Below are 22,627 nucleotides of genomic sequence, written 5' to 3' on the forward strand. Positions count from 1 at the left end.
ATTGCGGATTGGCGCAAAAATTGCACCCCCGAACCCGCGGTACGCCCGCGCTCGCCTTGCGGCGCGCGGCGCCGGGCCGCTTCACTGCTTGTTGCCGCCCGGGCTTTCAGCCGGCGCTTCCCTGAACACTAGATGGACCATATCCGTAATTTCTCGATCATTGCCCACATCGACCATGGGAAGTCCACCCTGGCCGACCGGATCATTCAGCTTTGTGGAGGGCTGTCGGATCGGGAGATGGAAGCGCAGGTTCTCGATTCGATGGATATCGAAAAAGAGCGCGGCATCACCATCAAGGCGCAGACCGCCGCGCTGAGCTACAAGGCGCGCGACGGCAAGGTCTATAACCTGAACCTGATCGACACCCCGGGACACGTCGACTTCAGCTATGAAGTCAGCCGCTCGCTGTCCGCCTGCGAAGGCGCGCTGCTGGTGGTCGACGCCTCGCAGGGCGTCGAGGCCCAGACCGTGGCCAACTGCTACACCGCGATCGAGCTGGGCGTGGAAGTGGTGCCGGTGCTGAACAAGATCGACCTGCCGCAGGCTGACCCGGACAACGCGATCCAGGAAATCGAGGACGTCATCGGTATCGATGCGCAGGACGCCACGCCGTGCTCGGCCAAGACCGGCCAGGGCGTGCAGGACGTGATCGAGGCGCTGATCGCCAAGGTGCCGCCGCCCAAGGGCGATGCCGATGCACCGCTGCAGGCGCTGATCATCGATTCGTGGTTCGACAACTATGTCGGCGTGGTGATGCTGGTGCGCGTGGTCAACGGCACGCTGCGCCCCAAGGACAAGGTCCTGCTGATGGCTACCGGCTCGCAGCACCTGGTCGAGCAGGTGGGCGTGTTCACGCCCAAGTCGATCCAGCGCGACGCGCTGACCGCCGGGCAGGTGGGCTTTGTCATTGCCGGCATCAAGGAACTGAAGGCCGCCAAGGTGGGCGATACCATCACCACGGTGCAGCGCAAGGCCGAAGCGCCGCTGCCGGGCTTCAAGGAAGTCAAGCCGCAGGTGTTCGCCGGCCTGTACCCGGTCGAAGCCAACCAGTACGAGGCGCTGCGCGAGTCGCTGGAAAAGCTCCGGCTCAACGATGCCTCGCTGATGTTCGAGCCCGAAGTGTCGCAGGCGCTGGGTTTCGGCTTCCGCTGCGGCTTCCTGGGCCTGCTGCACATGGAGATCGTGCAGGAGCGCCTGGAGCGCGAGTTCGACATGGACCTGATCACGACCGCGCCGACGGTGGTGTACCAGGTCGAGATGCGCGACGGCACCACGGTCACCGTGGAAAATCCGGCGAAGATGCCGGACCCCAGCAAGATCGAGGCGATCCTCGAGCCGATCGTCACGGTCAATCTGTATATGCCGCAGGAGTATGTCGGCTCGGTGATCACGCTGTGTACGCAGAAGCGTGGCTCGCAGATCAATATGAGCTACCACGGCAAGCAGGTGCAGCTCACCTACGAGATCCCGATGGCGGAAATCGTGATGGACTTCTTCGATCGCCTGAAGTCGGTGTCGCGCGGCTACGCGTCGATGGATTACGAGTTCAAGGAATATCGTCCGTCCGACGTGGTCAAGGTCGATATCCTGATCAACAGCGACAAGGTCGATGCGCTGTCGGTGATCGTGCACCGCTCCAATTCGCAATACCGCGGGCGCGAAGTCGCGGCCAAGATGCGCGAGATCATTCCGCGCCAGATGTACGACGTGGCGATCCAGGCCGCGATCGGCTCCAATATCATCGCCCGCGAAAACGTCAAGGCGCTGCGCAAGAACGTGCTGGCCAAGTGCTACGGCGGCGATATCTCGCGCAAGAAGAAGCTGCTGGAAAAGCAGAAGGCGGGCAAGAAGCGGATGAAGCAGGTCGGTACCGTCGAGATTCCGCAGGAGGCCTTCCTGGCCATCCTGCAAGTCGACGACAAATAATTGCCGCGCGCAGGGCAGGGCCATGCCCGGCAGCCTTGCCGGCGTGGTGACAGAACAGGCTGTACCAGGATTTCCAAGAACCAGAAGCCGTCATGAATTTTGCACTGATCCTTTTTGTGCTGGTGGTGATTACGGGCGTGGCGTGGGTGGCCGACAAGCTCGTGTTCGAGCGGCAGCGCCGCTCTTCGGCGCGGCTCGCGCTGGCCGAGTTCGATTCGCAGCAGGGCCGCCTGCAGGGCAGCTTCGGCACGGCCGATGCCGACGCCACGCGCAAGCGCCTGGCCGAGGAGAAGCTGCGCCAGCCGTGGTGGCTGGAATATTCGGCCAGCTTCTTCCCGGTGATCCTGGCGGTGTTCGTGCTGCGTTCGTTCGTGGTCGAGCCGTTCAAGATCCCGTCAGGCTCGATGATCCCGACGCTGCTGATCGGCGACTTCATCCTCGTCAACAAGTACGAGTACGGCATCCGCCTGCCGGTGGTGAACAAGAAGATCATGGACATGGGCGAACCCCAGCGCGGCGACGTGATGGTGTTCCGCTACCCGAAAGATCCGTCGCTCGACTACATCAAGCGCGTGATCGGCGTGCCGGGCGATGTGGTGCAGTACGCCAACAAGCGGCTGACCATCAACGGCAAGCCGGCCGAGTACACCACGCTGCCTGATTTCCTCGACGAGGAGCGCCTGGCCTATTCGCGTCATTTCCGCGAAAAGCTCCCGGGCAGCGTCGACCATGGCATCCTGAACGACGCCGACCGCCCAGCCTTTATCGCCGGCGCGGATCCTGATTTTCCGTACCGGGACAACTGCACCTACAATCAACAGGGTGTGACTTGCAAGGTACCTGCAGGTCACTATTTCGTTATGGGCGACAACCGCGACAACAGCCTCGATTCCCGCTACTGGGGGTTCGTGCCGGACCAGAACATCGTCGGCAAGGCGTTCGTGATCTGGATGAACCTGGGCAATTTCGGACGCGTGGGATCGTTTAAATAAGCATCTCCGCGGCGCAAGAACACTCAACAAAACGAGGGCAGGCGCGATGGGTCGATTTGGGAAGGTGGGGGCAGGAAACCATCCGGCATGGCGCCGGGGCGTAACCGGCGGATTTTCCGTCTGGACGCTGCTGGTGATCGTGGTGTTCGTGGTCGGCGTGGCCTTGCCGGCGCTGCGCGCGATCCCGAGCCTGGTGGAATATTTTTCGGTCAAGCGCGCCGCCGGCTATGCCAAGCAGCGCGCCGCCAACAAACGTGAAGTGGTCGAATTCTTCGAGAAGCAGGCCGCCATCGACCGCATTACCGCGGTCAAGGGCGAGGACCTGCTGATCCGGGAAGACGATAACGGCACCATCCAGTCGGTCGATTTCTCGTACCGCACCGAGGTGCCTGTCTACGGACCCCTGAGCCTGTTGATTACCTATTCAGGAACGCAGCACTGATATGAACCTCGACGCCTTGCAGCAACGACTCGGCTACCGATTCAGCAAGCCCGAATTGCTGCAACAGGCGCTGACGCACCGCAGCCACAGCGCCCAGCACAACGAACGCCTGGAATTCCTCGGCGACTCGGTGCTCAACTGCGCCGTGGCCGACATGCTCTATGGCATGTTCGGCAAGCTCGACGAGGGCGACCTGTCGCGGGTGCGGGCCAACCTGGTCAAGCAGCAGGCGCTGTACGAGATCGCCCAGATGCTGCAGTTGTCCGACACCCTGCGCCTGGGCGAGGGCGAGCTGAAGAGCGGCGGCTTCCGCCGCCCGTCGATCCTGGCCGATGCGCTCGAAGCCATCGTCGGCGCGGTGTTTCTCGACGCCGGCTTCGATGCCGCGCGCGCGCTGATCCGCAAGCTCTATATCCCGATCCTGGAGCAGGTCGACCCGCGCACGCTGGGCAAGGACGCCAAAACCCTGCTGCAGGAATACCTGCAGGGCCACAAGATTGCCCTGCCGCAATATAACGTAATCGCCACACATGGCGCCGCGCACAGCCAGCAGTTTGAAGTCGAGTGCACCGTGCCTAAACTGGAAGTCCGGGTGTTCGGCACCGGCGCGTCACGGCGCGCCGCCGAGCAGGCCGCCGCCAAGCTGGCGCTGGACGAAGTCCAGAAGCTGGTGCCGCAGCTGCTCAAGCGCAGCCGCGCCGAGCGTACCGGCAAGACCCGCAAGCAACCCCAGCCGCAGGACCCGCAGCTGTCTCTCAGGTTGAAGGAATGACCGAATCTACCCATCCGCAGCAAGACGCGGCGGATACCCCGGCCGCGGCGTTCCGCTGCGGCACCGTGGCCATCGTCGGCCGCCCCAACGTGGGCAAGTCCACGCTGGTGAACGCGCTGGTCGGCCAGAAGATCAGCATCACCTCGCGCAAGGCGCAGACCACGCGGCATCGCATCGTCGGCATCCAGACCACCGATGACGCGCAGTATGTGTTCGTCGACACGCCGGGCTTCCAGACCCGCCACGCCAGCGCGCTGAACCGCTCGCTGAACCGCGCGGTCACGTCCACGCTGTCGTCGGTGGACCTGGTGCTGTTCGTGGTCGAGGCCGGCTACTACGGCGCCGACGACGAGAAGGTGCTGTCGCTGCTGCCGAAGAACACGCCGGTGCTGCTGGTGGCCAACAAGCTCGACCGCATCGGCGAGAACCGCTCGGAAGTGATGATGCCCTTCCTGGAAAAGATGGGGCAGCTGTTCCCGTTCCGCGAAGTGGTGCCGATGTCGGCCAAGACCCGCGACCATATCGCGCGGCTGTTCGACATCATCCGGCCTTACCTGCCGGAAGGCGAGCCGATGTACGACGCCGACGCCATGACCGACCGCAGCGAGCGCTTCCTGGCCTCGGAAATCATCCGCGAGAAGGTGTTCCGCTGGACCGGCGACGAACTGCCGTACACCAGCACCGTGATCATCGACAAGTTCGAGACCGAAGGGCGCCTGCGCCGCGTCTTTGCCACCATCCTGGTCGAGCGCGATGCGCACAAGGCCATGATCATCGGCAACAAGGGCAGCAAGCTCAAGCAGATCTCGACCGAGGCGCGCCTGGACATGGAAAAGCTGTTCGACGGCAAGGTCTACCTGGAAATGTGGATCAAGGTGAAGAGCGGCTGGGCCGACAATGAAGCCGGCCTGCGCGCGTACGGCTACGAGTGAACCCGGCAACGGTCCCGAAGCCCAACCTGACAGCGAGCCCCCAGCGAGCGCCCCGTGAGCAAGACCGCTGACATCGCGCGCGCGCCCGCGCCCAAGGGCCGGCGCGCCGACCCCGTGGTCGACGAGGCCGCCGAACTGCTCGACAGCGGCGCGCTGCCCGGCATGGCCGACGCCGCCGCGCGCGCGATGATGGATCGTGCCATGCGCATCGTGCCGGCGCGGCCCGAGTCGCGCGTGGCCGAGCAGCCGGGTTTCGTGCTGCACGCCTGGCCCTACCGCGAGACCAGCCTGATCCTGGACGTGTTCACGCGCGACTACGGCCGCATCTCGATGGTGGCCAAGGGCGCCAAGCGCCCGCACTCGGCGCTGCGCGCGGTGCTGCAGCACTTCCATCCGGTCTCGGTGTCATGGAGCGGCCGCGGCGAGGTCAAGACCCTGACCAAGGCCGAGTGGGTCGGCGGCATGCCGCCGCTGGCCGGCGACGCGCTGCTGTCGGCGTTCTACCTGAACGAACTGCTGATGCGCTTTTGCCCGCGCGAGGACGCCCATCCGGTGCTGTTCCGCCATTACCTGTCGACGCTCACGCGGCTGGCGCACGGCGAGCCGGCCGGGCTGGTGCTGCGCGGCTTCGAGCGCGTGCTGCTGCAGGAAACCGGTTTCGCGGTGGCGTTCGACCAGTGCCTGAGCACCGGCGAGCGGGTGCTGCCGGGCCTTGACTATGTCTACCAGCCCGAGCGCGGCGTGCGCCGCGCCCAGCCGAGCGATCCGTCGACCTGGCCGGTAGTGTCGGGCCAGACCCTGCTGGACATGGCGCAGGACGACTACAGCCGCGCGCAGACCGCCGCGCAAAGCCGCGCGCTGATGCGGTTCCTGCTGCATTATTATCTGCAAGGCGCGCCGCTGAAGACACGCCAGATACTGATCGACCTGCAGTACCTCTGACAAGAACCTCCGACTTACTCCTGCACCTGCTCGCATGATCTTCCACGCAAATCCGGGCGTCATCGACCTTGGCGTCAACATCGACCACGTGGCCACGCTGCGCAACGCGCGCGGCACCGTGTACCCCGATCCCATTCGCGCCGCGCTGCTGGCCGAACAGGCCGGCGCCGACCTGATCACGCTGCACCTGCGCGAAGACCGCCGCCACATCCGCGATGCCGACGTGCGCGCGCTGCGCCCGCAGCTGGCCACGCGCATGAACCTGGAATGCGCAATCACGCAGGAGATGCTCGACATCGCCTGCGAGATCCGCCCGCAGGACGTGTGCCTGGTGCCGGAGCGCCGGGAAGAGGTGACGACCGAAGGCGGGCTCGACGTGGCCGGCCGTTTCGAGCAGGTGAAGGCGGCGTGCGCGCAGCTGGCCGGCGCCGGCATCCGCGTGTCGCTGTTCATCGATCCGGACGTGGACCAGATCGCCGCGGCCGCGGCCTGCGGCGCGCCCGTGATCGAGCTGCATACCGGCCGCTATGCCGACGCGCATACGCCTGACGAACAGGCCACCGAGTTCCGCCGCATCGCCGACGGCGCCGATGCCGGCCAGAAGCACGGCTTGGTGGTCAATGCCGGCCACGGGCTGCACTACACCAACGTGCAGCCGATCGCGGCGCTGCCGGGCATCAAGGAGCTGAACATCGGCCACGCCATCGTCGCGCATGCGGTATTCGCAGGCTGGGAGAATGCGGTGCGCGAGATGAAGGCGATCATGGTGGCCGCGCGCCTGGGCACGCAATATCCGGCCGGGGGCACCCCGGCGTGATTTACGGCCTCGGCACCGACATCATCCAGATCGCCCGCGTGCAGGGCGTGATGACGCGCACCAACGGCCGTTTCGCCGAAAAGGTGCTGGGCCCCGACGAGCTGGCCAAGTACCATGCCCGCAAGGCGCGTTCGGAAAAGCGCGGCCTGGCGTTCCTGGCGACGCGCTTCGCCGCCAAGGAGGCGTTCTCCAAGGCGATCGGCCTGGGCATGCGCTGGCCGATGACGTGGCGCGCGATGGAACTGATGAACCTGCCGTCCGGCGAGCCCACCGCGGTGTGCCATGGCGAGCTCGCTGCGTGGCTGGCGGAACGCGGGCTGGTCGTGCGGGTCAGTGTCAGTGACGAACATGATTACGCAGTCGCCTTTGCCATTGCCGAGCGCAGCGGCGCGGCGGCGTCTCAACCTACAGCCTTGTGAACCCAACCACTTCCATGTCCAAGAAGAATTCCGGCAAGCGGCCGGGCCCGGTGGTCCTCGATGTCGTCGGCAAGCAGCTCGACGCTGAAGACGCGCGCCGCATCGCGCATCCGCTCACCGGCGGCGTGATCCTGTTCGCGCGCAATTTCGAGTCGCGCGCGCAGCTGCAGGCGCTGACGCGCGCGATCCGCGCGGTGCGCGACGACGTGCTGATCTGCATCGACCATGAAGGCGGCCGGGTGCAGCGCTGCAAGACCGACGGCTTTACCCACCTGCCGGCGATGCATCGCCTGGGCGAACTGTGGGAACGCGATGTGCTGGCCGCGACCAAGGCGGCGGTCGCCTGCGGCTACGTGCTGGCCGCCGAGCTGCGCGCCTGCGATATCGACCTGAGCTTCACTCCGGTGCTGGACCTCGACTACGGCCGCAGCGCCGTGATCGGCGACCGCGCCTTCCACGCCGACCCGCGCGTGGTGTCGATGCTGGCCGGCCACCTGAACCACGGCCTGCTGCTGGCGGGCATGAGCAACTGCGGCAAGCACTTTCCCGGCCACGGCTACGTCGAGGCGGATTCGCACGTGGCGATCCCGGTCGACGAACGCACGCTGGACCAGATCCTGGGCCAGGACGCGCGCCCGTATGAATGGCTGGGGCTGTCGCTGTCGTCGGTGATGCCGGCGCACGTGATCTATCCCAAGGTGGACCCCAGCCCGGCCGGCTTCTCGCGCTACTGGCTGCAGGACGTGCTGCGCGCGCAGCTGGGCTTCGAGGGCGTGATCTTCAGCGACGACCTCAGCATGGAAGGCGCCAGCGTCGCCGGCACCGTCACCGAGGCCGCGCGCGCCGCGCTGGGCGCGGGCTGCGACATGGTGCTGATCTGCAACCACCCGGACCGCGCCGACCAGCTGTTGAGCGAGCTCGACGTCGAGATCGACAAGCCCTCGCAGCGCCGCATCCGCAAGCTGTTTGCGCGCCGCAAGCCGCTCGACTGGAACAAGCTGCAGCAGGAGGGCGAGTACCGCGCCGCGCTGCGCACGCTGAAGGAACACGAGCTGATCGCCTGAACGCGTGAGCCGCGCGTCGTGCGCAAACAAAAATGGCAGCCGAGGCTGCCATTTTTTATTGCCCGCCCCGCGTTGAAGCGGGGCCAGACCAGCGCCTTAGTTGGCGCGGCTGCGGTATTCGCCGGTGCGGGTGTCGATTTCGATCTTGTCGCCGATGTTGCAGAACAGCGGCACTTGCAGCTCGAAGCCGGTGTTGATCTTGGCGCCCTTGAGCACCTTGCCCGACGAGGTGTCGCCCTTGACGGCCGGCTCGGTGTAGACGATTTCGCGGACCAGCGTGGTCGGCATTTCGACCGAGATGGCCTTGTCGTTGTAGAACACGACTTCAACGTTCATGCCGTCCTCGAGGTAGTTCAGCGAGTCACCCATGCTGTCCTTCTCGACTTCGTACTGGTTGTAGTCGGCGTCCATGAACACGTACATCGGGTCAGCGAAGTACGAGTAGGTGCATTCGCGGCGCTCGAGCACCACCACTTCGAACTTGTCGTCGGCCTTGAACACCGACTCGCCCGGTGCGTCCGTCAGCAGGTTCTTGTACTTCATCTTGACCACAGCGGCGTTGCGGCCCGACTTGTTGTACTCGGCCTTCTGCACGACCATCGGATCGCCGCCGATCATGAACACGTTACCGACGCGGAGTTCCTGTGCGATTTTCATCTGAACTGATTTCCTGAAAAATAAAGTCTAGGAATTTGGAATGGCGAAGGCGCGCTGCCGGCGTGCCCGCGGTAAGCCCGCGAGAGCCAGGATCCACGCGCTCGCGACCCCGTGCCCAGCTTGCTTTGGGCCGTTGCCTCGCGTGGTGATTTCACGCCCGGCAAGACCCTGGTTCTCCGGCCCGGTCGCCATTTGGATCAACCGGTTATTTTACCTGATTTTCGCAAAACGCCACCAGGTTGGCGGCAAGGTCGCCGGGATGCAGCAAACGCCGCTCCCAGCGCGGCGCGATCGCCGCAAGTGCCGGCAGCTGCGCCCGCAGTCGCGGCCAGTCGGGCGCATTGCCGTAGCCGTTCCAGGCGTGCCAGAAATCGGCCAGCGCCGCGGCCGCTTCCGTCGCCACGCCGCTCTTCGCGAAAAGGTCGAGCCAGGCGTCGAGCTTGGCTCGGTGGGCGTCGTCGTCCTGCGGATAGATATGCCAGACCAGCGGCCGCGCCGCCCACTGCGCGCGCACGAAGGAGTCCTCGCCGCGCACGAAATTGAGGTCGCAGGCCCACAGCAGTTCGTCATAGTGTTCCTGCCGCACGAAGGGGATAGCCTGCACGCACAGACTGCCGCGCGCGACCGGCCGGCCCGGCTGCAGCGGGGCGCCGAGCCACTCCGCTGCCTGGCTTGCCGCCAGGCCGGCCGGCACCAGGCAATGGACGGCCTCGGTGCTGTCGCGCCATTGCTCCAGCAGCGCGGGCAGCGCCGGATTGCGGTAGGCGAACAGGCTCACGCGCAGCGCGTCGGTCAGCGGCGTCACGCCCAGCCGGTGCCACAATGACGCCTGCGCCGCCGCGCCGTCGAGGAAGGCGGCGCGTTGCGCGCCCAGCATCGATTCACGCAGCAGCCCGCCGGTGCCGGGCTCGAATCCGGGAAAGAAAAAGTGCTTGACCATCGGCAGGCGTGGGTGGGGCGACGGCATCGCGTGGTGTTCGCGCACCCATGGTTCGGCGCTCAGGTACTCCAGGTTGATCCACGCGGGTTTGGGCGCACGCGCCGCCATGCGCTCGAGGAACGTCGCCGGCAGGTGGCAGGCGAAGGCTTCGATGACGGCATCGTGCGGCATGGCGCCGGCGGTGCCGTCCGCTTCGCTGTCCGCTTCGCCGTCCACCTCGCCGGCCGCGGCGGACGGATGCCAGGGGCGGATTTCCACGCCGGCAATGTGCTGGACCGCGGCGGCAGTATCCAGCTCCGGCGCCAGCCGGGCGAAGCTGGCCAGGTCATCGACCCACAGCCGCACCGCGTGCCCGTGCTCCTGCGCCAGCTGGCGGGCCAGCCGCCAGCAGACGCCGATGTCGCCGAAGTTGTCGATCACGGTGCAGAAGATGTCCCAGGAGCGGATAGGCATGAGAGGTGGTGGCCGGCGGGGCGCGCGGTTGAATTGCTCTAAACTTGCGATTTTAGAGGCCGCGCGGCATTGACGCGCGCCGGTCCGCAGCGGTCACCGTCCCCACATGTCAGACCAGCAACCCGATTCCCCGAAACCCGCCGACGAGGTACCGGCCGAGGCGCACGCCGAGATGCCTTCGGCTGCGCCAGCGCAAACGCAATCTGAAGCCCCGGCCGAGGCTCCGGCCGAGCCCTTCGATGCCCGTCCCGTCATCTCGCGCCTGCCGGGCCTGCCTGGCGTCTACCGCTATTTCGACGCGAACGGCAACGTGCTCTACGTGGGCAAGGCGCGCGACCTGAAGAAGCGGGTGGCGAGCTACTTCAACAAGACCCAGCTGTCGCCGCGCATCGCGATGATGGTGTCGCGCATCGCGCGCATCGAGACCACGGTGGTGCGCACCGAGGCCGAGGCGCTGCTGCTCGAGAACAACCTGATCAAGGCGCTGGCGCCGCGCTACAACATCCTGTTCCGCGACGACAAGTCGTACCCGTTCCTGAAGCTGACCGGGCACCGCTTCCCGCGCATGGCGTACTACCGCGGCGCGACCGACCGCAAGCACCAGTACTTCGGCCCGTTCCCGAGCGCCTACGCGGTGCGCGAGAGCATGCAGATCCTGCAGAAGGTGTTCCAGCTGCGCACCTGCGAGGACACCGTCTTCAACAACCGCACGCGGCCATGCCTGCTGCACCAGATCCACCGCTGCACCGGGCCGTGCGTCAACGCCATCAGCGAGGACGACTACGCGCGCGATGTCGCCAACGCGGCGCGCTTCCTGCAAGGCCGCCAGAGCGAGGTACTGGAGGGCCTGCAGGGCAAGATGGAGCAGCACGCCGAGCGGCTGGAGTTCGAGCTGGCGGCGGCGGTGCGCGACCAGATCGCGGCGCTGTCGACCGTGCTCAAGCGCCAGGCGGTGGAAGAGGTGGGCGGCCAGGCGCGCGACATCGACGTGCTGGCGGTTGCGGTTGAGGGTGGCCGCGCCTGCGTCAACCTGGCGATGGTGCGCGGCGGGCGCCACCTGGGCGACAAGGCCTACTTCCCGGCCCATGCGGATGAAGCGGCAATGATCGTCGAGGACGCCGACGAGCGCGCCGAGGACAGCGTCGAGGATAGCGCCGCGGACGCCGCGCTGCCGCTGACGGTAGACCGCATCGCCACGCGCGTGCTGTCGGCCTTCATGGTGCAGCACTACCTGGAGCAGCCGGCGCCGCCCATCGTCGTGGTCAGCCATGTGCCGGACGACGGCGCGGTGCTCGAGGCGCTGGCGCTGCACGCCGGGCGCAAGGTCACGCTGGTGCGCCAGCCGCAGGGCCAGCGCAAGATCTGGCTGGAGATGGCGCAGCAGGGCGCGGCGCTGGCGCTGTCGCGCCGCCTGGCCGAGCAGGGCAGCCAGGAAGCGCGCACGCGTGCGCTGGCGGAAACCATCGGGCTCGATCTTGATGACCTGGCGCTGCTGCGCGTCGAGTGCTTCGACATCAGCCATACCGCCGGCGAAGCCACGCAGGCATCGTGCGTGGTGTACCACCACCACGACATGCAGAACAGCGAATACCGCCGCTATAACATCCAGGACATCATCCCGGGCGACGACTACGCGGCGATGCGCCAGGTTCTGACGCGGCGCTACCAGAAGCTGGTCGAGCAGATCCAGGAAGACGGCGGCATCGAAGGCAGCGAGGCCGCGGCGCTGGTGCCGCAGATCGTGCTGATCGACGGCGGCAAGGGCCAGGTCGAGGTGGCGCGGCAGGTGTTCGAGGAGCTGGGCCTGGATATCGGCCTGCTGGTCGGCGTCGCCAAGGGCGAGGGCCGCAAGGTGGGACTGGAGACGCTGGTGTTCGCCGATGGCCGCCCCGCGCTGGAACTGGGCCAGGGCAGTGCCGCGCTGATGCTGGTGGCGCAGATCCGCGACGAGGCGCACCGCTTTGCCATCACCGGCATGCGCGCGCGCCGTGCCAAGACGCGCACCACCTCGCGGCTGGAAGAGATCGAGGGCATCGGCGCGCGCCGGCGCCAGAAGCTGCTGACCCGCTTCGGCGGCCTGCGCGGCGTGATGGCCGCCAGCGTCGACGAACTGGCCAGCGTCGAGGGCATTTCGCGCGGCCTTGCCGAGGAAATCTACCGGCAGCTGCACTGACCGCGCCCGCCGCGACCCGCGGCGGGCCGGCACGCCAATCGCCGGAAATGCTCGATTGGCCCCGAAATCGGCGACAATCGCAGGATTGGTTACCGTCCCCCCGCCGTCCGAGTTCCATGCCCTTCAATATCCCGATCCTGCTGACCTGGCTTCGCGTCGCCATGATTCCACTGGTGGTGGGGGTCTTTTACCTGCCCGACGCCTGGCTGCCGATGCACACCAAGAACCTGACCGCGGCGGCGTTCTTCATCATCGCCGCGGTGACCGACTGGCTCGACGGCTTCCTCGCGCGGCGCTGGAACCAGACCTCGTCGTTCGGCGCGTTCCTGGACCCGGTCGCCGACAAGCTGATGGTGACCGCGGCGCTGCTGTCGCTGCTGGCGCTGGACCGGGTCACCGACCTGATCGCGCTGGTGATCATCGGCCGCGAGATCACCATTTCGGCGCTGCGCGAGTGGATGGCGCAGATCGGCGCCTCCAAGAGCGTCGCGGTGAATTTCCTCGGCAAGCTCAAGACCACCGCGCAGATGGTGGCGATTCCGCTGCTGCTGTTCAGCGACCACCTGTTCGGCTTCAATGCCCATCTGCTCGGCACCTGGATGATCTATGTTGCGGCGGTGCTGACGCTGTGGTCGATGATCTACTACATGAAGCTGGCGTGGCCGCAGATTCGCGAACGCAGCAACGTGGTGGCGCGCGCAGGCGCGCCGAAATGAAAAGAAATTCGAAAAAGTGGTTGACGGAGAGGGCAGTTCTTTGCATAATCTCATTCTCGTTGCTGACGACGCAAGCGAAAGCAGCGAGATAAGGTGGGTTTGACGCAAGATGTTGTGAGATGTCGGCGTTTTGTGGCATAAAACACCTTGATTCGATTTTAGTGGTGCCCTGCGGGAGTAGCTCAGTTGGTAGAGCGCAACCTTGCCAAGGTTGAGGTCGCGAGTTCGAGACTCGTCTCCCGCTCCAGGTCAAATCAGGTCCGGCAGCGTGGTCATCGCGGTGCGGGGCTGGCAGTAAAAGTTGTATGCGGGAGTAGCTCAGTTGGTAGAGCGCAACCTTGCCAAGGTTGAGGTCGCGAGTTCGAGACTCGTCTCCCGCTCCAATCCCCAAAGGGAAGCAGCGCTTCCCTTTTTGTTTGGATTGAATCGCCGCACCGCGGCATGCCGCATCGAAGCGCTGCGGCAGCCTCGGCTGAATGCGGATACAATCCAGCAGCACGTCACCTGGCGGGGTGGCAGAGTGGTTATGCAGCGGCCTGCAAAGCCGTGTACGCCGGTTCGATTCCGACCTCCGCCTCCAGTTGCAAGCAAAGCGGCGCCTCCTGGCGCCGTTTTTGTTTTTCCGGACCGCTTCCATGGACCGGCTGCGCCGCCCAGACGTGGCGGGCATGTTACATTACTCCTGTCGTACGCTTTTCGGGGGGCTCCGCGGCTTGGCTCGCGGGGCAGCATGTCAATCGCCATCCCCGATCCGTGACACGCCGCCGGCGTGTCCGGGGCCGCTGCGGCATTTCCCGTTCTTCCCCGTTCCGATGCTGCTGCCGATGGTTGCGGCGAATGTCCCGCGCTGACCGCTGGTGCGCGCCGGATGCGCTGTGCCCCTTGCCAGAGCAAGGGAGCGGGTTAGCCGTTCAGCCCTGACACGAGGAATCCCGCACGCATGCATCACGCCACCCCGCTTATCAGTACCATCGTCGGCGGTATCGTCCTGGCCTTTATCCTTGGCGCGGTCGCCAGCCGGCTGCGCCTGCCGCCGTTGATCGGCTATCTGTGCGCGGGCATCGTGGTGGGTCCGCATACCCCCGGCTACACCGCCGACCAGGCGCTGGCGCCGGAACTGGCCGAGCTGGGCGTGATCCTGCTGATGTTCGGCGTGGGGCTGCATTTCTCGATCAAGGACCTGATGGCGGTCAAGCGCATCGCCATTCCGGGCGCGGTGGTGCAGATCGGCATCGCCACGCTGATGGGCATGCTGGTGTCGTGGGGCTTCGGCTGGTCGTGGGGGCAGGGGCTGGTGTACGGTCTGGCGCTCTCGGTGGCCAGCACCGTGGTGCTGCTCAAAGCCCTGCAGGAACGCAACCTGGTGGAATCGCCGCAGGGACGCATCGCCGTCGGCTGGCTGATCGTCGAAGACCTGGCGATGGTGCTGGCGCTGGTGCTGCTGCCGGCGATGGCAGGCCTGCTGGCCGGCGCGGGCGGGGCTTCCGGCGACGCCGGCCCGGGCACGGGCGAGGTGGTGCTGGCGATCTTCGCCACGCTCGGCAAGGTGGCGGCGTTCGTCGCGGTGATGCTGGTGATCGGCCGCCGCTTTATCCCGTGGATGCTCGAGCGCATCGTGTGGACCGGCAACCGCGAAATGTTCCGCCTGGGCGTGCTGGCGACGGCGCTGGGCGTGGCCTATGGCGCCTATGCGCTGTTCGGCGTGTCGTTTGCGCTGGGTGCGTTCTTCGCGGGCATGGTGCTGGCGGAATCCGAATTCAGCCATCGCGCGGCCGAGGAATCGCTGCCGCTGCGCGACGCGTTCGCCGTGCTGTTCTTCGTTTCGGTGGGCATGCTGTTCGATCCGATGGTGCTGGTGAACGACCCCTGGGGCGTGCTGGCGACGGTGTTTATCATCGTGGTCGGCAAATCGCTGGCGGCGCTGGGCATCGTGCGCGCCTTCGGGCATTCGGGGCAGACCGGCATGACCATTGCCGTCAGCCTGGCGCAGATCGGCGAGTTCTCGTTCATCCTTGCCAGCCTGGGCGTCTATCTGAAGATCCTGCCGGAGCGCGGGCAGGCGCTGATCCTGGCCGGCGCGCTGCTGTCGATCATGCTCAATCCCGTGCTGTTCCACATGCTCGACGTGTACACCGCGCGCCGCAGCCGCGGCGCGGATCCCCAGCCGGCCTGAGTGGCTTCCTTCAGGCGCCGATGCGCGGCGCCATCGTGCGCAGGTATTCGGTAAACGCCAGCAGCCCCTGGGTCGGGAACTTGTCCTGGTGCACCACCAGTTGCAGCGGCCGCACGATGCGTGGCAGACCGTCGCGGATTGCCACCAGCGTGCCGCGCTCGAGTTCATCACGCACCACGTGCAGCGACAGGCAGCTGACGCCGAATCCGCTCATCACCGCGCGCTTGATGGCCTCGGCATTGCCGAGTTCCAGCGCGAAGCGCAGTTCGCCCAGCAGCGGCACCAGCCGCTCCTCGATCACCTCGCGCGTGCCCGAGCCAGGCTCGCGCACGATCCACTCGGCATCGCGCAGGGCCACCAGGTCATGGGGCGCCGCGGCCAGCGGATGGGAGGGACCGACGATCACCACCATCTCGTCGTCGCACCAGCGCACGCTGCGCAGGTCGCGTTCATGGCTGGCGCCCTCGACCAGGCCGATATCGGCTTCGAACTGCAGCAGCGACTGCAGCACCTCGCGGGTATTGCCGATGCGCAGGTCCAGCGTGCACGGCCCGCTGCGTGAGTGGCGGAAACCCGCCAGCAGCGGGGGCAGCATATAGCTGCCGATGGTGTTGCTGGCGGCGATGCGCAACTGGACCCCGGTCTGGCCGGCAAAACGCTCCAGCTCCTGGGCCTGGTCCAGCAGCGACAGCGCGCGCGGAAAGAATTGCCGACCGGTCTCATTGATGCTGAGGCGACGGGCAATGCGGTCGAACAGCGGACTGTCCAGCGCGCGCTCCAGCTCGGCCAGCGAGGCGCTGACAGCCGATTGCGACATCGCCAGTGCCTGCGCCGCCGCCATCGTGCTGCCATGCTGGGCTACCGCGACGAAGACCGACAGCTGGCGCAGCGTCAAGCGCAGCGGCCGCTGTTCCGGCCGCGGTGCCGCCGGTGGGGTGGGGTGCGGGTCCATATCGAAAATATAAATAAGGCATAACGATATTACCCGTTTTACGGGTTAGGTGGGCGCCATTACGCTTGAGTCACTAAAGCACACCGACCCGAGCCTGCCATGTCTTCCGTCTCCAGCCCCCGCACCACCCCGGCCGCCGCGCCGGCCCTGCCTCCTCCCTGGTCGCAGCGATTGCTGACGCTGCTCCCGCTGGGCGGCATTGCCTGGCTGGCGATTGCACTGGCCGAGCATCCGGCGGTATCGCGCTACGGACTCAGCGCGCTGACCCTGGCCATGTGCGCCGGCATGGTCGCGGCCAATACGCTGCCGCGCCACTGGCTGGCGCCGCTGGCCCCCGGCATGCAGGTGGCGCGGCATTACCTGCTGCGGCTGGGCGTGGCGCTGTACGGGCTGCGCCTGACCTTCGCCTCGATCGTTGCGCTGGGCCTGCCCGGCATCGCCGTGCCGCTGACCATGCTGGTCGCCACGCTGCTGTTCGGCACCTGGATCGGCACGGCCTGGTTCGGCCTGAGCCGACGCGAGGCGATCCTGGTCAGCTCTGGCAGTGCCATCTGCGGCGCAGCCGCGGCAATCGCGGTGTCGTCGGTGGTGCGCACCGACGACAAGCAGACTGCCGTGGCGGTGGCGACGGTGGTGCTGTTCGGTACCGTCGGCATGCTGCTCTATCCCTACCTGTACGAACTGGTCACGGGACACTGGCACTGGGCCGTCAGCGAGCGCATGTTCGGCATCTTTACCGGGGCGACGCTGCACGAGGTGGCGCAGGTGATTGCTGCCGGCAAGATGATCAGCGAACCGACCGCCGACGCCGCCGTGGTGGCCAAGATGGTGCGCGTGCTGGCCCTGGGCCCGCTGCTGCTGGTGATGGCGCTGTGGCCGCAGGGCGGCTCGCAACCGGCCCAGTCCGGCGCCGGTGCCGGCCGCCTGCGCGGCATCATGAAGTCGGTGCCGTGGTTTGCGGTGGGTTTTGTCGCCGTGATGGCGGTCAACTCGGCCGGGGCCGTGCCCGCTGCCTGGAAGGCGCCGCTGATCGCGCTGGACAACTGGCTGCTGGCCTGCGCAATGCTGGCGATCGGCCTGCACACCCGCATCGGCGACCTGGTGCGCGCCGGCCGCAAGCCGCTGGCGCTGGCCGGGGTGCTGTTCGTATTCCTGATGGGGGTGGGGGCACTGATGTGCTACGCCATGGCGTGACGTAGCAGTCAGGAGCCAGGCTAAAAAGGGGGCGATGGCCCCCTTTTTGTTTTTGCTGCAAGTCTGGCGGCCGTCAGCAGTGGCCGGCGGTCCGCAGGATGTTGCCGCCACGCAATGGTGGCAACTGTGGATTGGTGCCCGAGGCCGGAATCGAACCGGCACGCCTTGCGGCGAGGGATTTTCTTCCCACTTCGGCTTTCGCCGCCAGCGCGGGCGCTGTTCGTGGGCTGGAGCACGCCTTCACCATAGCCTCGCGGCCGTAGGTGCCCGCCGTCTGCTCTCTACACCTTCCCAACCATGGCGGTTGGGCTTGGCTCGGCGTTGGCTCGGATGCCATGCATCCAGGGCGTTCGCCGACTTTGACGGGCGTCACTTCGGGCGTTTCCCCCCGAAGGCTCAAATTTTCAAGTCCCTTGTGTCTACCGATTTCACCACTCGGGCGCGAGCGCTGCGTCTTTTTCGGTTGGCGCCAGACCGGCTCCGGTTGCCGCAGCGCACGGCAAGCCCGATATTGTGGTGGCTCCGCATCCCGGATGCAAGCTGCGGCCAAGACGAAAGGGCAGGGCGCGAACCTCCGACACCTCAGACCAGCCTCGAGCGAAAAGTGACGACACTGTTACGGCTGGTAACAATGTCGTGTGCGCCGTTGCACCTGGAAATTTCCGAACCCCTACAATATCCATTACGAGACATCCCACTTTGAGAGGCGGATATGAAACGTTGGTGGCTTGCAGCATGCGGTATTGCCGCCGGGTTGGCGTCTGGCGCAGCCATGGCCCATGTGAGCGTTGGCGTGTCCGTCGGCGTTCCGGGCGTGGTGATCGGTGCGCCGGCGTATTATCCGCCCGCTCCGGCCTATTATGGCCCGCCGCCCGTGGTGGTGGCGCCGGCCCCGGTCTATTATGGTCCGCCGCCGGTGGTGGTTCGGCCGCGCCCGGTCTACTACGGTCCTGGCTATTACGGCCCGCCCCGCTATTACGGCGGCCACCGCGGCTACTATGGCCCGCCGGGCTATCACCGCGGCCATCGCCACGGGCATGGTCACGGGCATGGCCACGGCAGGTGGCGCGACTGAGCGCTGTCTTCGATCCAGCTTGTCCTGAAGGAAGGGCCCGATACGGGCCCTTTCCTTTTGGCGCTGCATTGCGACATAACGGTGCCGGGCTGGTTCCGGACTGAGTGGCGCAATTTGATCGAGGTCAAAATATTTGAACAGACTGCTCAAAGCATCACCTGCCTCTCGATAAGGGTTTTCCCTAAACTACTTATGTGACATCGCGATGACGCTGATTCATCTGGCGTGCGATGCCGTGACCAACCAAGAAGCAAGGGGAATCTCATGAAGATCAAACAAGCCGTGATTACCGCCGCCGCGCTGGCGCTCCTGGGCACTGCGTCCACCGCATCGTTCGCCGCGGTCGGCAAGGTCGACCCGTATCTCGACGGCGCCAAGGTCGGCGCAGTCGACCCGTACACCGATGGCGCCAAGGTCGGCAAGCCGGACCCGTTCACCGACGGCGCGCGTGTCGGCAAGACCGACCCGTACACCGACGGCGCCCGCCTGGGCAAGCCCGATCCGTTCACCGACGGCGCCTGACCGCACCGCTGCAGTGGTCGCATGACGAATGGCCCGCTCGCGGGCCATTTTGCCGTGGTGCGCACGGTGGGCAGGGCACGGCGGGCCGGCTGCCATGACGGTGGCGCAGGTGCGGCGCTATACTTCGGCCTCTATCCAAATCAATGACCAGGAGAGTGGCATGCAGCAAAAGACGGTTCTGACGGCAGACGACGTGAAGAAGATCATGGCCGCAGCGGAAACCGAGGCAAAGAACCATCACTGGGCCGTGTCGATCGTCGTGGTCGACGACGGCGGCCATATGCTGGCCATGCAGCGCCTGGACGGCGCCGCGCCGATCTCGGCCTATATCGCCGGCGAAAAGGCCCGTACCTCGGCGCTGGGCCGCCGTGAGTCGAAGGTCTACGAAGACATGATCAACAACGGCCGCTACTCGTTCATGACGGCGCCGGTGCTGCAGGGCATGCTGGAGGGCGGCGTGCCCATCGTCTGCAACGAGCAGGTGGTGGGCGCCGTCGGCGTGTCGGGCGTGAAGTCGACCGAGGACGCGCAGGTCGCGCGTGCCGGCATCGCCGCGCTGGGCCTGTAAGACACGCGCCGGCGCTGGCGCCGGCGCGTGAAAAAGCCCCGCAGGCACAGCCTGCGGGGCGGCATAAAAGAGGGCATGGCTGGGTACGGCCGGCCTGGCGTGGGGTCTGACTCCCGCCTGCGGCACGCATACCTGGCTACTGCCCAACACCTCGTTCCGAGGTGGTCCCCACAAAAGTCCTTGCTGCCACGTTCGTGGCGTCCGCGCCTGGCGCGGGTTTCGAATGGCTTCCCCTTGGCTGTCTCCCTGCGGAATCGCCGTGGGGCTGCATCATTTGGTCAGGATCAGCTTCCCATAGCGCGTCACGCGCAGCGTATAGACCTCGCCGTTGTGCAGGATCGGCAGCGTGTTGGCACCGCGCATGATGGTTTCCAACGCCACCGGCTCGCCGGCGGGCGCCGAGCTCAGGCTGTCGCGCACCAGCGCTTCCAGGCGTGCGGGCAGGGCGGCTACGGCGGACTTGACCGAGGCGATCGCCGACGGGGCGGTCTTCGCGCCGGCGTCCCGGCGCGGCTGCGCGGCCACGTCCACGCGGCGCAGCGACAGGCGGCGGCGGGTGACTTCACGGGGTTGCGACAGCGGCAGGGAAAGTGTGCTCATCATCTGGCTCCGTTCTGCGATAGGAGAGTAAGGGAAGTGCAATCCGGGGCGGCGATGCCGCGCCTGGCGCAGTCAATGGAAAGATATTAAATGAGAATTGTTATCATTACAATAGTCTCTCGCTAAGATTCAGGCGCCGACTACGGCCGGCGCCGCCGCGCAAGCAGGCACGCATGTACAAGCTGGCGGCACCATGACAAAAAGGGCACCCGAAGGTGCCCTTTGTTGCTCCCGGAGCGCCCGCAGGCGCCGGTTTACTGTTTAGGTTCGGTGATGAAGCCGATCTTGCCCAGGCCGCCATGCTGCGCGGCGGCCATGACCTCGGCCACGCGCTCGTAGCGCACCTCGCGGTCGGCGCGCAGATGCAGCTCAGGCTGCGGCTGCTGCTGCGCGGCCAGCGCGATATTGCTTTCCAGCGTGGCCTGGTCCACTTCCACCTGGTTCCAGAAGACCTTGCCGCTTGCATCGATGGACACGTTGATGTTCTGCGGCTTGGGGTCGTTCGGCGAGTTGGTGGCGCGCGGCAGGTCGATCTTCACCGCGTGGTTGATCACGGGGATGGTGATGATGAAGATGATCAGCAGCACCAGCATGACGTCGACCAGCGGCGTCATGTTGATTTCGCTCATCACCTCGTCGTCGTCCCCTTCGAGAGTGCCGAATGCCATGATGACTTCCTTGCTAGCGGTTTAGCGCTGTGCCGCGGCCAGGCGCACGGTGCCGTCCTCGGCGCGGGCACCGGTGGGGCGCACGCGCGCCCCGGTGACGAAGTAGGCGTGCAGGTCGTGGGCAAAGCGGTTGAGCTTCGAGATCACCGACTTGTTGCCGCGGGTGAGGGCGTTATAGCCCAGCACGGCCGGGATTGCCACGGCCAGGCCGAAGGCGGTCATGATCAGCGCCTCGCCCACCGGGCCGGCAACCTTGTCGATGGTCGGCACGCCCGAGGCGCCGATGCCGATCAGCGCGTGGTAGATGCCCCACACGGTGCCGAACAGGCCGACGAACGGCGCGGTCGAGCCTACCGATGCCAGCACGGCCAGGCCCGACTGCATGCGCGCCACCGATTCATCGATGGAGCTCTTCAGCGAGCGGGTCAGCCAGTCGGAGATATCCATCACGTCGTGCAGCTGCGGCTGGCTGGCGCGATGGTGCTGGGCGGCTTCCTTGCCTGCGATGGCCAGCGTGCGGAAGGGGTTGGAATCGCCGGCGCCCAGGGTTTCCAGCGCGTGGTCGAAATCGTCCGAGTGCCAGAAGCGCTTTTCCGCGCCTTGCGCCATCTTCTTCAGGCGCACCAGATCCCACGCCTTGGTCAGGATCACGATCCATGAGGCGAGCGACATGATCAGCAGAATGATGGCGGTCGCACGCATGACGAAGTCGCCTTGCGACCAGAGGTGGGTGAGTCCGAGGTCCTGCATGTGTTGGTTTCCTGGTGAGTTCGCTTGGTTTAGGTCAGATCAGAGATCGGAAATCGGGGGTGGTCAGTTCAGCTCGAAGCCGATCGGCTGCTGTGCCGTGACGGCAACGGCGCGGCCGTTGTCCATATAGGGCTTGCAGCGCATGGCCTGCACGGCTTCGACCGCGGCCTGGTCAAGGCGCGACGAGCCGCTCGACGACACCACGGCGGTCTTGACGACCTTGCCGCTTTCATCGGTAGTCAGCCGCACCACGGTCTTGCCGGTCTCGCCCATGCGGCGTGACTGGGAAGGATACTTCGGTTGCGGCGGCGTGCACTGGATTTCGCCGATGCCGACGGCGCGCGGCGCGGCCGACACCGGTGCCGGCGCGGGCTCGGGCGGTGCCGGGGGCGCCGGCGGGGCCGGCGGCGCTTCAGGCGCCGAAGGCGTCGGCGGCAGGTCGGCGACCGGCTGCGGTGCCGGCCTGGGCTGCGGCGGCGTCGGCTTGGGCGTGGTCACCTTGACCTGCTTGGGCGGGGTTTCCTGCTTGGGCTTCGGCTTGGGTGGCTCAGGCGGGGCCTCCTGCTTGGGTGGCTCCAGCGGAATGATGCGCGCAATGATTTCCGGCGCGATCACGGCCTCGGTGAGCTTGCGGGCCAGCCCGCTCTGGATCAGGTAAAGCAGGCCGGCGTGGAACAGCAGGACGGCGAGCGTAATCTTTAAGAAGCGTTGGTCGAACATGTGTCAACAACAAAAGTCTGCCGGCGGCGGCACCGCGGCGGCCGTACGCCGTCACTTGCGGTAGAACAGGATCAGCGAGATGCCGCAACCGACCAGCAGGCTAAGCAGCAATTCCATGATAAACGCTCCTTCAACTGGGTTGACGTGGGAGCGCCACTCT

23 protein-coding genes and 3 tRNA genes are annotated in these 22,627 nt (G+C 66.2%); 19 read left to right on the plus strand and 7 right to left on the minus strand.

All coding sequences use genetic code 11. The features are described 5' to 3' along the window. Positions 1-132 precede the first annotated feature (132 nt). From lepA to nagZ, 9 genes are all read left to right on the plus strand, one after another. A complete protein-coding gene (gene lepA / locus FHX60_RS03950; protein WP_092309600.1) occupies positions 133-1,926 on the plus strand; it encodes a translation elongation factor 4 in 1,794 nt (597 codons plus the stop codon). A 92-nt stretch (positions 1,927-2,018) separates the two neighbouring features. Then, the gene (gene lepB, locus FHX60_RS03955) at positions 2,019-2,918 is read left to right on the plus strand and encodes a signal peptidase I (RefSeq protein ID WP_092309597.1); all 900 of its coding nucleotides are present in this window, start codon (positions 2,019-2,021) and stop codon (positions 2,916-2,918) included. Positions 2,919-2,964: 46 nt separating this feature from the next. Beyond that, on the plus strand, positions 2,965-3,360 hold the full coding sequence (locus FHX60_RS03960) for a DUF4845 domain-containing protein (RefSeq protein WP_183282594.1): 396 nt from the start codon (positions 2,965-2,967) through the stop codon (positions 3,358-3,360). Between the two features lies 1 nt (position 3,361). Continuing rightward, positions 3,362-4,132: a ribonuclease III gene (gene rnc / locus FHX60_RS03965; RefSeq protein ID WP_012353305.1), complete on the plus strand. Its 771-nt coding sequence runs from the start codon at positions 3,362-3,364 to the stop codon at positions 4,130-4,132. After that, positions 4,129-5,064 carry a GTPase Era gene (gene era / locus FHX60_RS03970; protein WP_112773972.1) on the plus strand — a complete coding sequence of 312 codons (936 nt, stop codon included), beginning with the start codon at positions 4,129-4,131 and terminating at the stop codon, positions 5,062-5,064. The genes rnc and era overlap by 4 nt, the downstream gene beginning before the upstream one ends. Positions 5,065-5,118: 54 nt before the next feature. Beyond that, positions 5,119-6,006 (plus strand): DNA repair protein RecO, encoded by an 888-nt coding sequence (gene recO / locus FHX60_RS03975; protein ID WP_092309588.1) that lies wholly within the window; start codon positions 5,119-5,121, stop codon positions 6,004-6,006. Positions 6,007-6,040: 34 nt separating this feature from the next. Next, complete coding sequence (gene pdxJ, locus FHX60_RS03980; RefSeq protein ID WP_112773974.1) at positions 6,041-6,823, plus strand: pyridoxine 5'-phosphate synthase; 783 nt, start codon at positions 6,041-6,043, stop codon at positions 6,821-6,823. Next, complete coding sequence (gene acpS, locus FHX60_RS03985) at positions 6,820-7,242, plus strand: holo-ACP synthase (RefSeq protein WP_112773975.1); 423 nt, start codon at positions 6,820-6,822, stop codon at positions 7,240-7,242. The genes pdxJ and acpS overlap by 4 nt, the downstream gene beginning before the upstream one ends. A gap of 14 nt (positions 7,243-7,256) precedes the next feature. Beyond that, on the plus strand, positions 7,257-8,306 hold the full coding sequence (gene nagZ, locus FHX60_RS03990) for a beta-N-acetylhexosaminidase (protein ID WP_183282595.1): 1,050 nt from the start codon (positions 7,257-7,259) through the stop codon (positions 8,304-8,306). A 96-nt stretch (positions 8,307-8,402) separates the two neighbouring features. Here nagZ and efp read toward each other — a convergent pair whose 3' ends face one another. Both efp and earP read right to left on the minus strand, forming a co-directional pair. Then, positions 8,403-8,963: an elongation factor P gene (gene efp / locus FHX60_RS03995; protein WP_010814696.1), complete on the minus strand. Its 561-nt coding sequence runs from the start codon at positions 8,961-8,963 to the stop codon at positions 8,403-8,405. Between the two features lie 205 nt (positions 8,964-9,168). Next, positions 9,169-10,356: an elongation factor P maturation arginine rhamnosyltransferase EarP gene (gene earP, locus FHX60_RS04000; RefSeq protein WP_183282596.1), complete on the minus strand. Its 1,188-nt coding sequence runs from the start codon at positions 10,354-10,356 to the stop codon at positions 9,169-9,171. Between the two features lie 172 nt (positions 10,357-10,528). Here earP and uvrC point away from each other — a divergent pair, with 172 nt between their 5' ends. From uvrC to FHX60_RS04030, 6 genes are all read left to right on the plus strand, one after another. After that, entirely contained in the window at positions 10,529-12,529 is a 2,001-nt protein-coding gene (gene uvrC, locus FHX60_RS04005) for an excinuclease ABC subunit UvrC (protein WP_183282835.1), read from the plus strand. A gap of 116 nt (positions 12,530-12,645) precedes the next feature. After that, positions 12,646-13,245 carry a CDP-diacylglycerol--glycerol-3-phosphate 3-phosphatidyltransferase gene (gene pgsA / locus FHX60_RS04010; RefSeq protein WP_092309570.1) on the plus strand — a complete coding sequence of 200 codons (600 nt, stop codon included), beginning with the start codon at positions 12,646-12,648 and terminating at the stop codon, positions 13,243-13,245. A gap of 171 nt (positions 13,246-13,416) precedes the next feature. Further along, positions 13,417-13,492: transfer RNA gene (locus FHX60_RS04015), tRNA-Gly, on the plus strand. A 60-nt stretch (positions 13,493-13,552) separates the two neighbouring features. Beyond that, positions 13,553-13,628: transfer RNA gene (locus FHX60_RS04020), tRNA-Gly, on the plus strand. Between the two features lie 123 nt (positions 13,629-13,751). After that, positions 13,752-13,825 (plus strand) — tRNA-Cys (locus FHX60_RS04025). Between the two features lie 360 nt (positions 13,826-14,185). Next, positions 14,186-15,418, plus strand: coding sequence for a cation:proton antiporter domain-containing protein (locus FHX60_RS04030; protein ID WP_183282597.1), 1,233 nt, complete (start codon positions 14,186-14,188; stop codon positions 15,416-15,418). 10 nt (positions 15,419-15,428) lie between these two features. On the opposite strand, the gene FHX60_RS04035 is transcribed toward FHX60_RS04030, so the two are convergent. Beyond that, positions 15,429-16,370 (minus strand): LysR family transcriptional regulator, encoded by a 942-nt coding sequence (locus FHX60_RS04035; RefSeq protein WP_092309564.1) that lies wholly within the window; start codon positions 16,368-16,370, stop codon positions 15,429-15,431. A 99-nt stretch (positions 16,371-16,469) separates the two neighbouring features. On the opposite strand from FHX60_RS04035, the gene FHX60_RS04040 reads away from it, so the two are divergent. From FHX60_RS04040 to FHX60_RS04055, 4 genes are all read left to right on the plus strand, one after another. Next, a complete protein-coding gene (locus FHX60_RS04040) occupies positions 16,470-17,564 on the plus strand; it encodes a YeiH family protein (protein ID WP_183282598.1) in 1,095 nt (364 codons plus the stop codon). Positions 17,565-18,276: 712 nt separating this feature from the next. Next, a complete protein-coding gene (locus FHX60_RS04045; protein ID WP_092309558.1) occupies positions 18,277-18,639 on the plus strand; it encodes a hypothetical protein in 363 nt (120 codons plus the stop codon). Between the two features lie 264 nt (positions 18,640-18,903). Then, the gene (locus FHX60_RS04050; protein ID WP_092309555.1) at positions 18,904-19,161 is read left to right on the plus strand and encodes a hypothetical protein; all 258 of its coding nucleotides are present in this window, start codon (positions 18,904-18,906) and stop codon (positions 19,159-19,161) included. 160 nt (positions 19,162-19,321) lie between these two features. Beyond that, entirely contained in the window at positions 19,322-19,729 is a 408-nt protein-coding gene (locus tag FHX60_RS04055; protein WP_062800826.1) for a heme-binding protein, read from the plus strand. A gap of 270 nt (positions 19,730-19,999) precedes the next feature. On the opposite strand, the gene FHX60_RS04060 is transcribed toward FHX60_RS04055, so the two are convergent. The 4 genes from FHX60_RS04060 to FHX60_RS04075 form a co-directional block, all read right to left on the minus strand. Then, positions 20,000-20,329 (minus strand): hemin uptake protein HemP, encoded by a 330-nt coding sequence (locus FHX60_RS04060; RefSeq protein ID WP_112773982.1) that lies wholly within the window; start codon positions 20,327-20,329, stop codon positions 20,000-20,002. A gap of 254 nt (positions 20,330-20,583) precedes the next feature. Further along, positions 20,584-20,997: an ExbD/TolR family protein gene (locus FHX60_RS04065; RefSeq protein WP_112773983.1), complete on the minus strand. Its 414-nt coding sequence runs from the start codon at positions 20,995-20,997 to the stop codon at positions 20,584-20,586. A 21-nt stretch (positions 20,998-21,018) separates the two neighbouring features. Then, positions 21,019-21,747: a MotA/TolQ/ExbB proton channel family protein gene (locus tag FHX60_RS04070; RefSeq protein WP_112773984.1), complete on the minus strand. Its 729-nt coding sequence runs from the start codon at positions 21,745-21,747 to the stop codon at positions 21,019-21,021. Between the two features lie 63 nt (positions 21,748-21,810). Further along, entirely contained in the window at positions 21,811-22,467 is a 657-nt protein-coding gene (locus FHX60_RS04075) for an energy transducer TonB (RefSeq protein ID WP_112773985.1), read from the minus strand. Positions 22,468-22,627: the final 160 nt, after the last annotated feature.

Origin of the sequence: Cupriavidus alkaliphilus (genome assembly GCF_014191175.1) — a bacterium.
In the GTDB taxonomy this organism is placed as follows: domain Bacteria; phylum Pseudomonadota; class Gammaproteobacteria; order Burkholderiales; family Burkholderiaceae; genus Cupriavidus; species Cupriavidus alkaliphilus.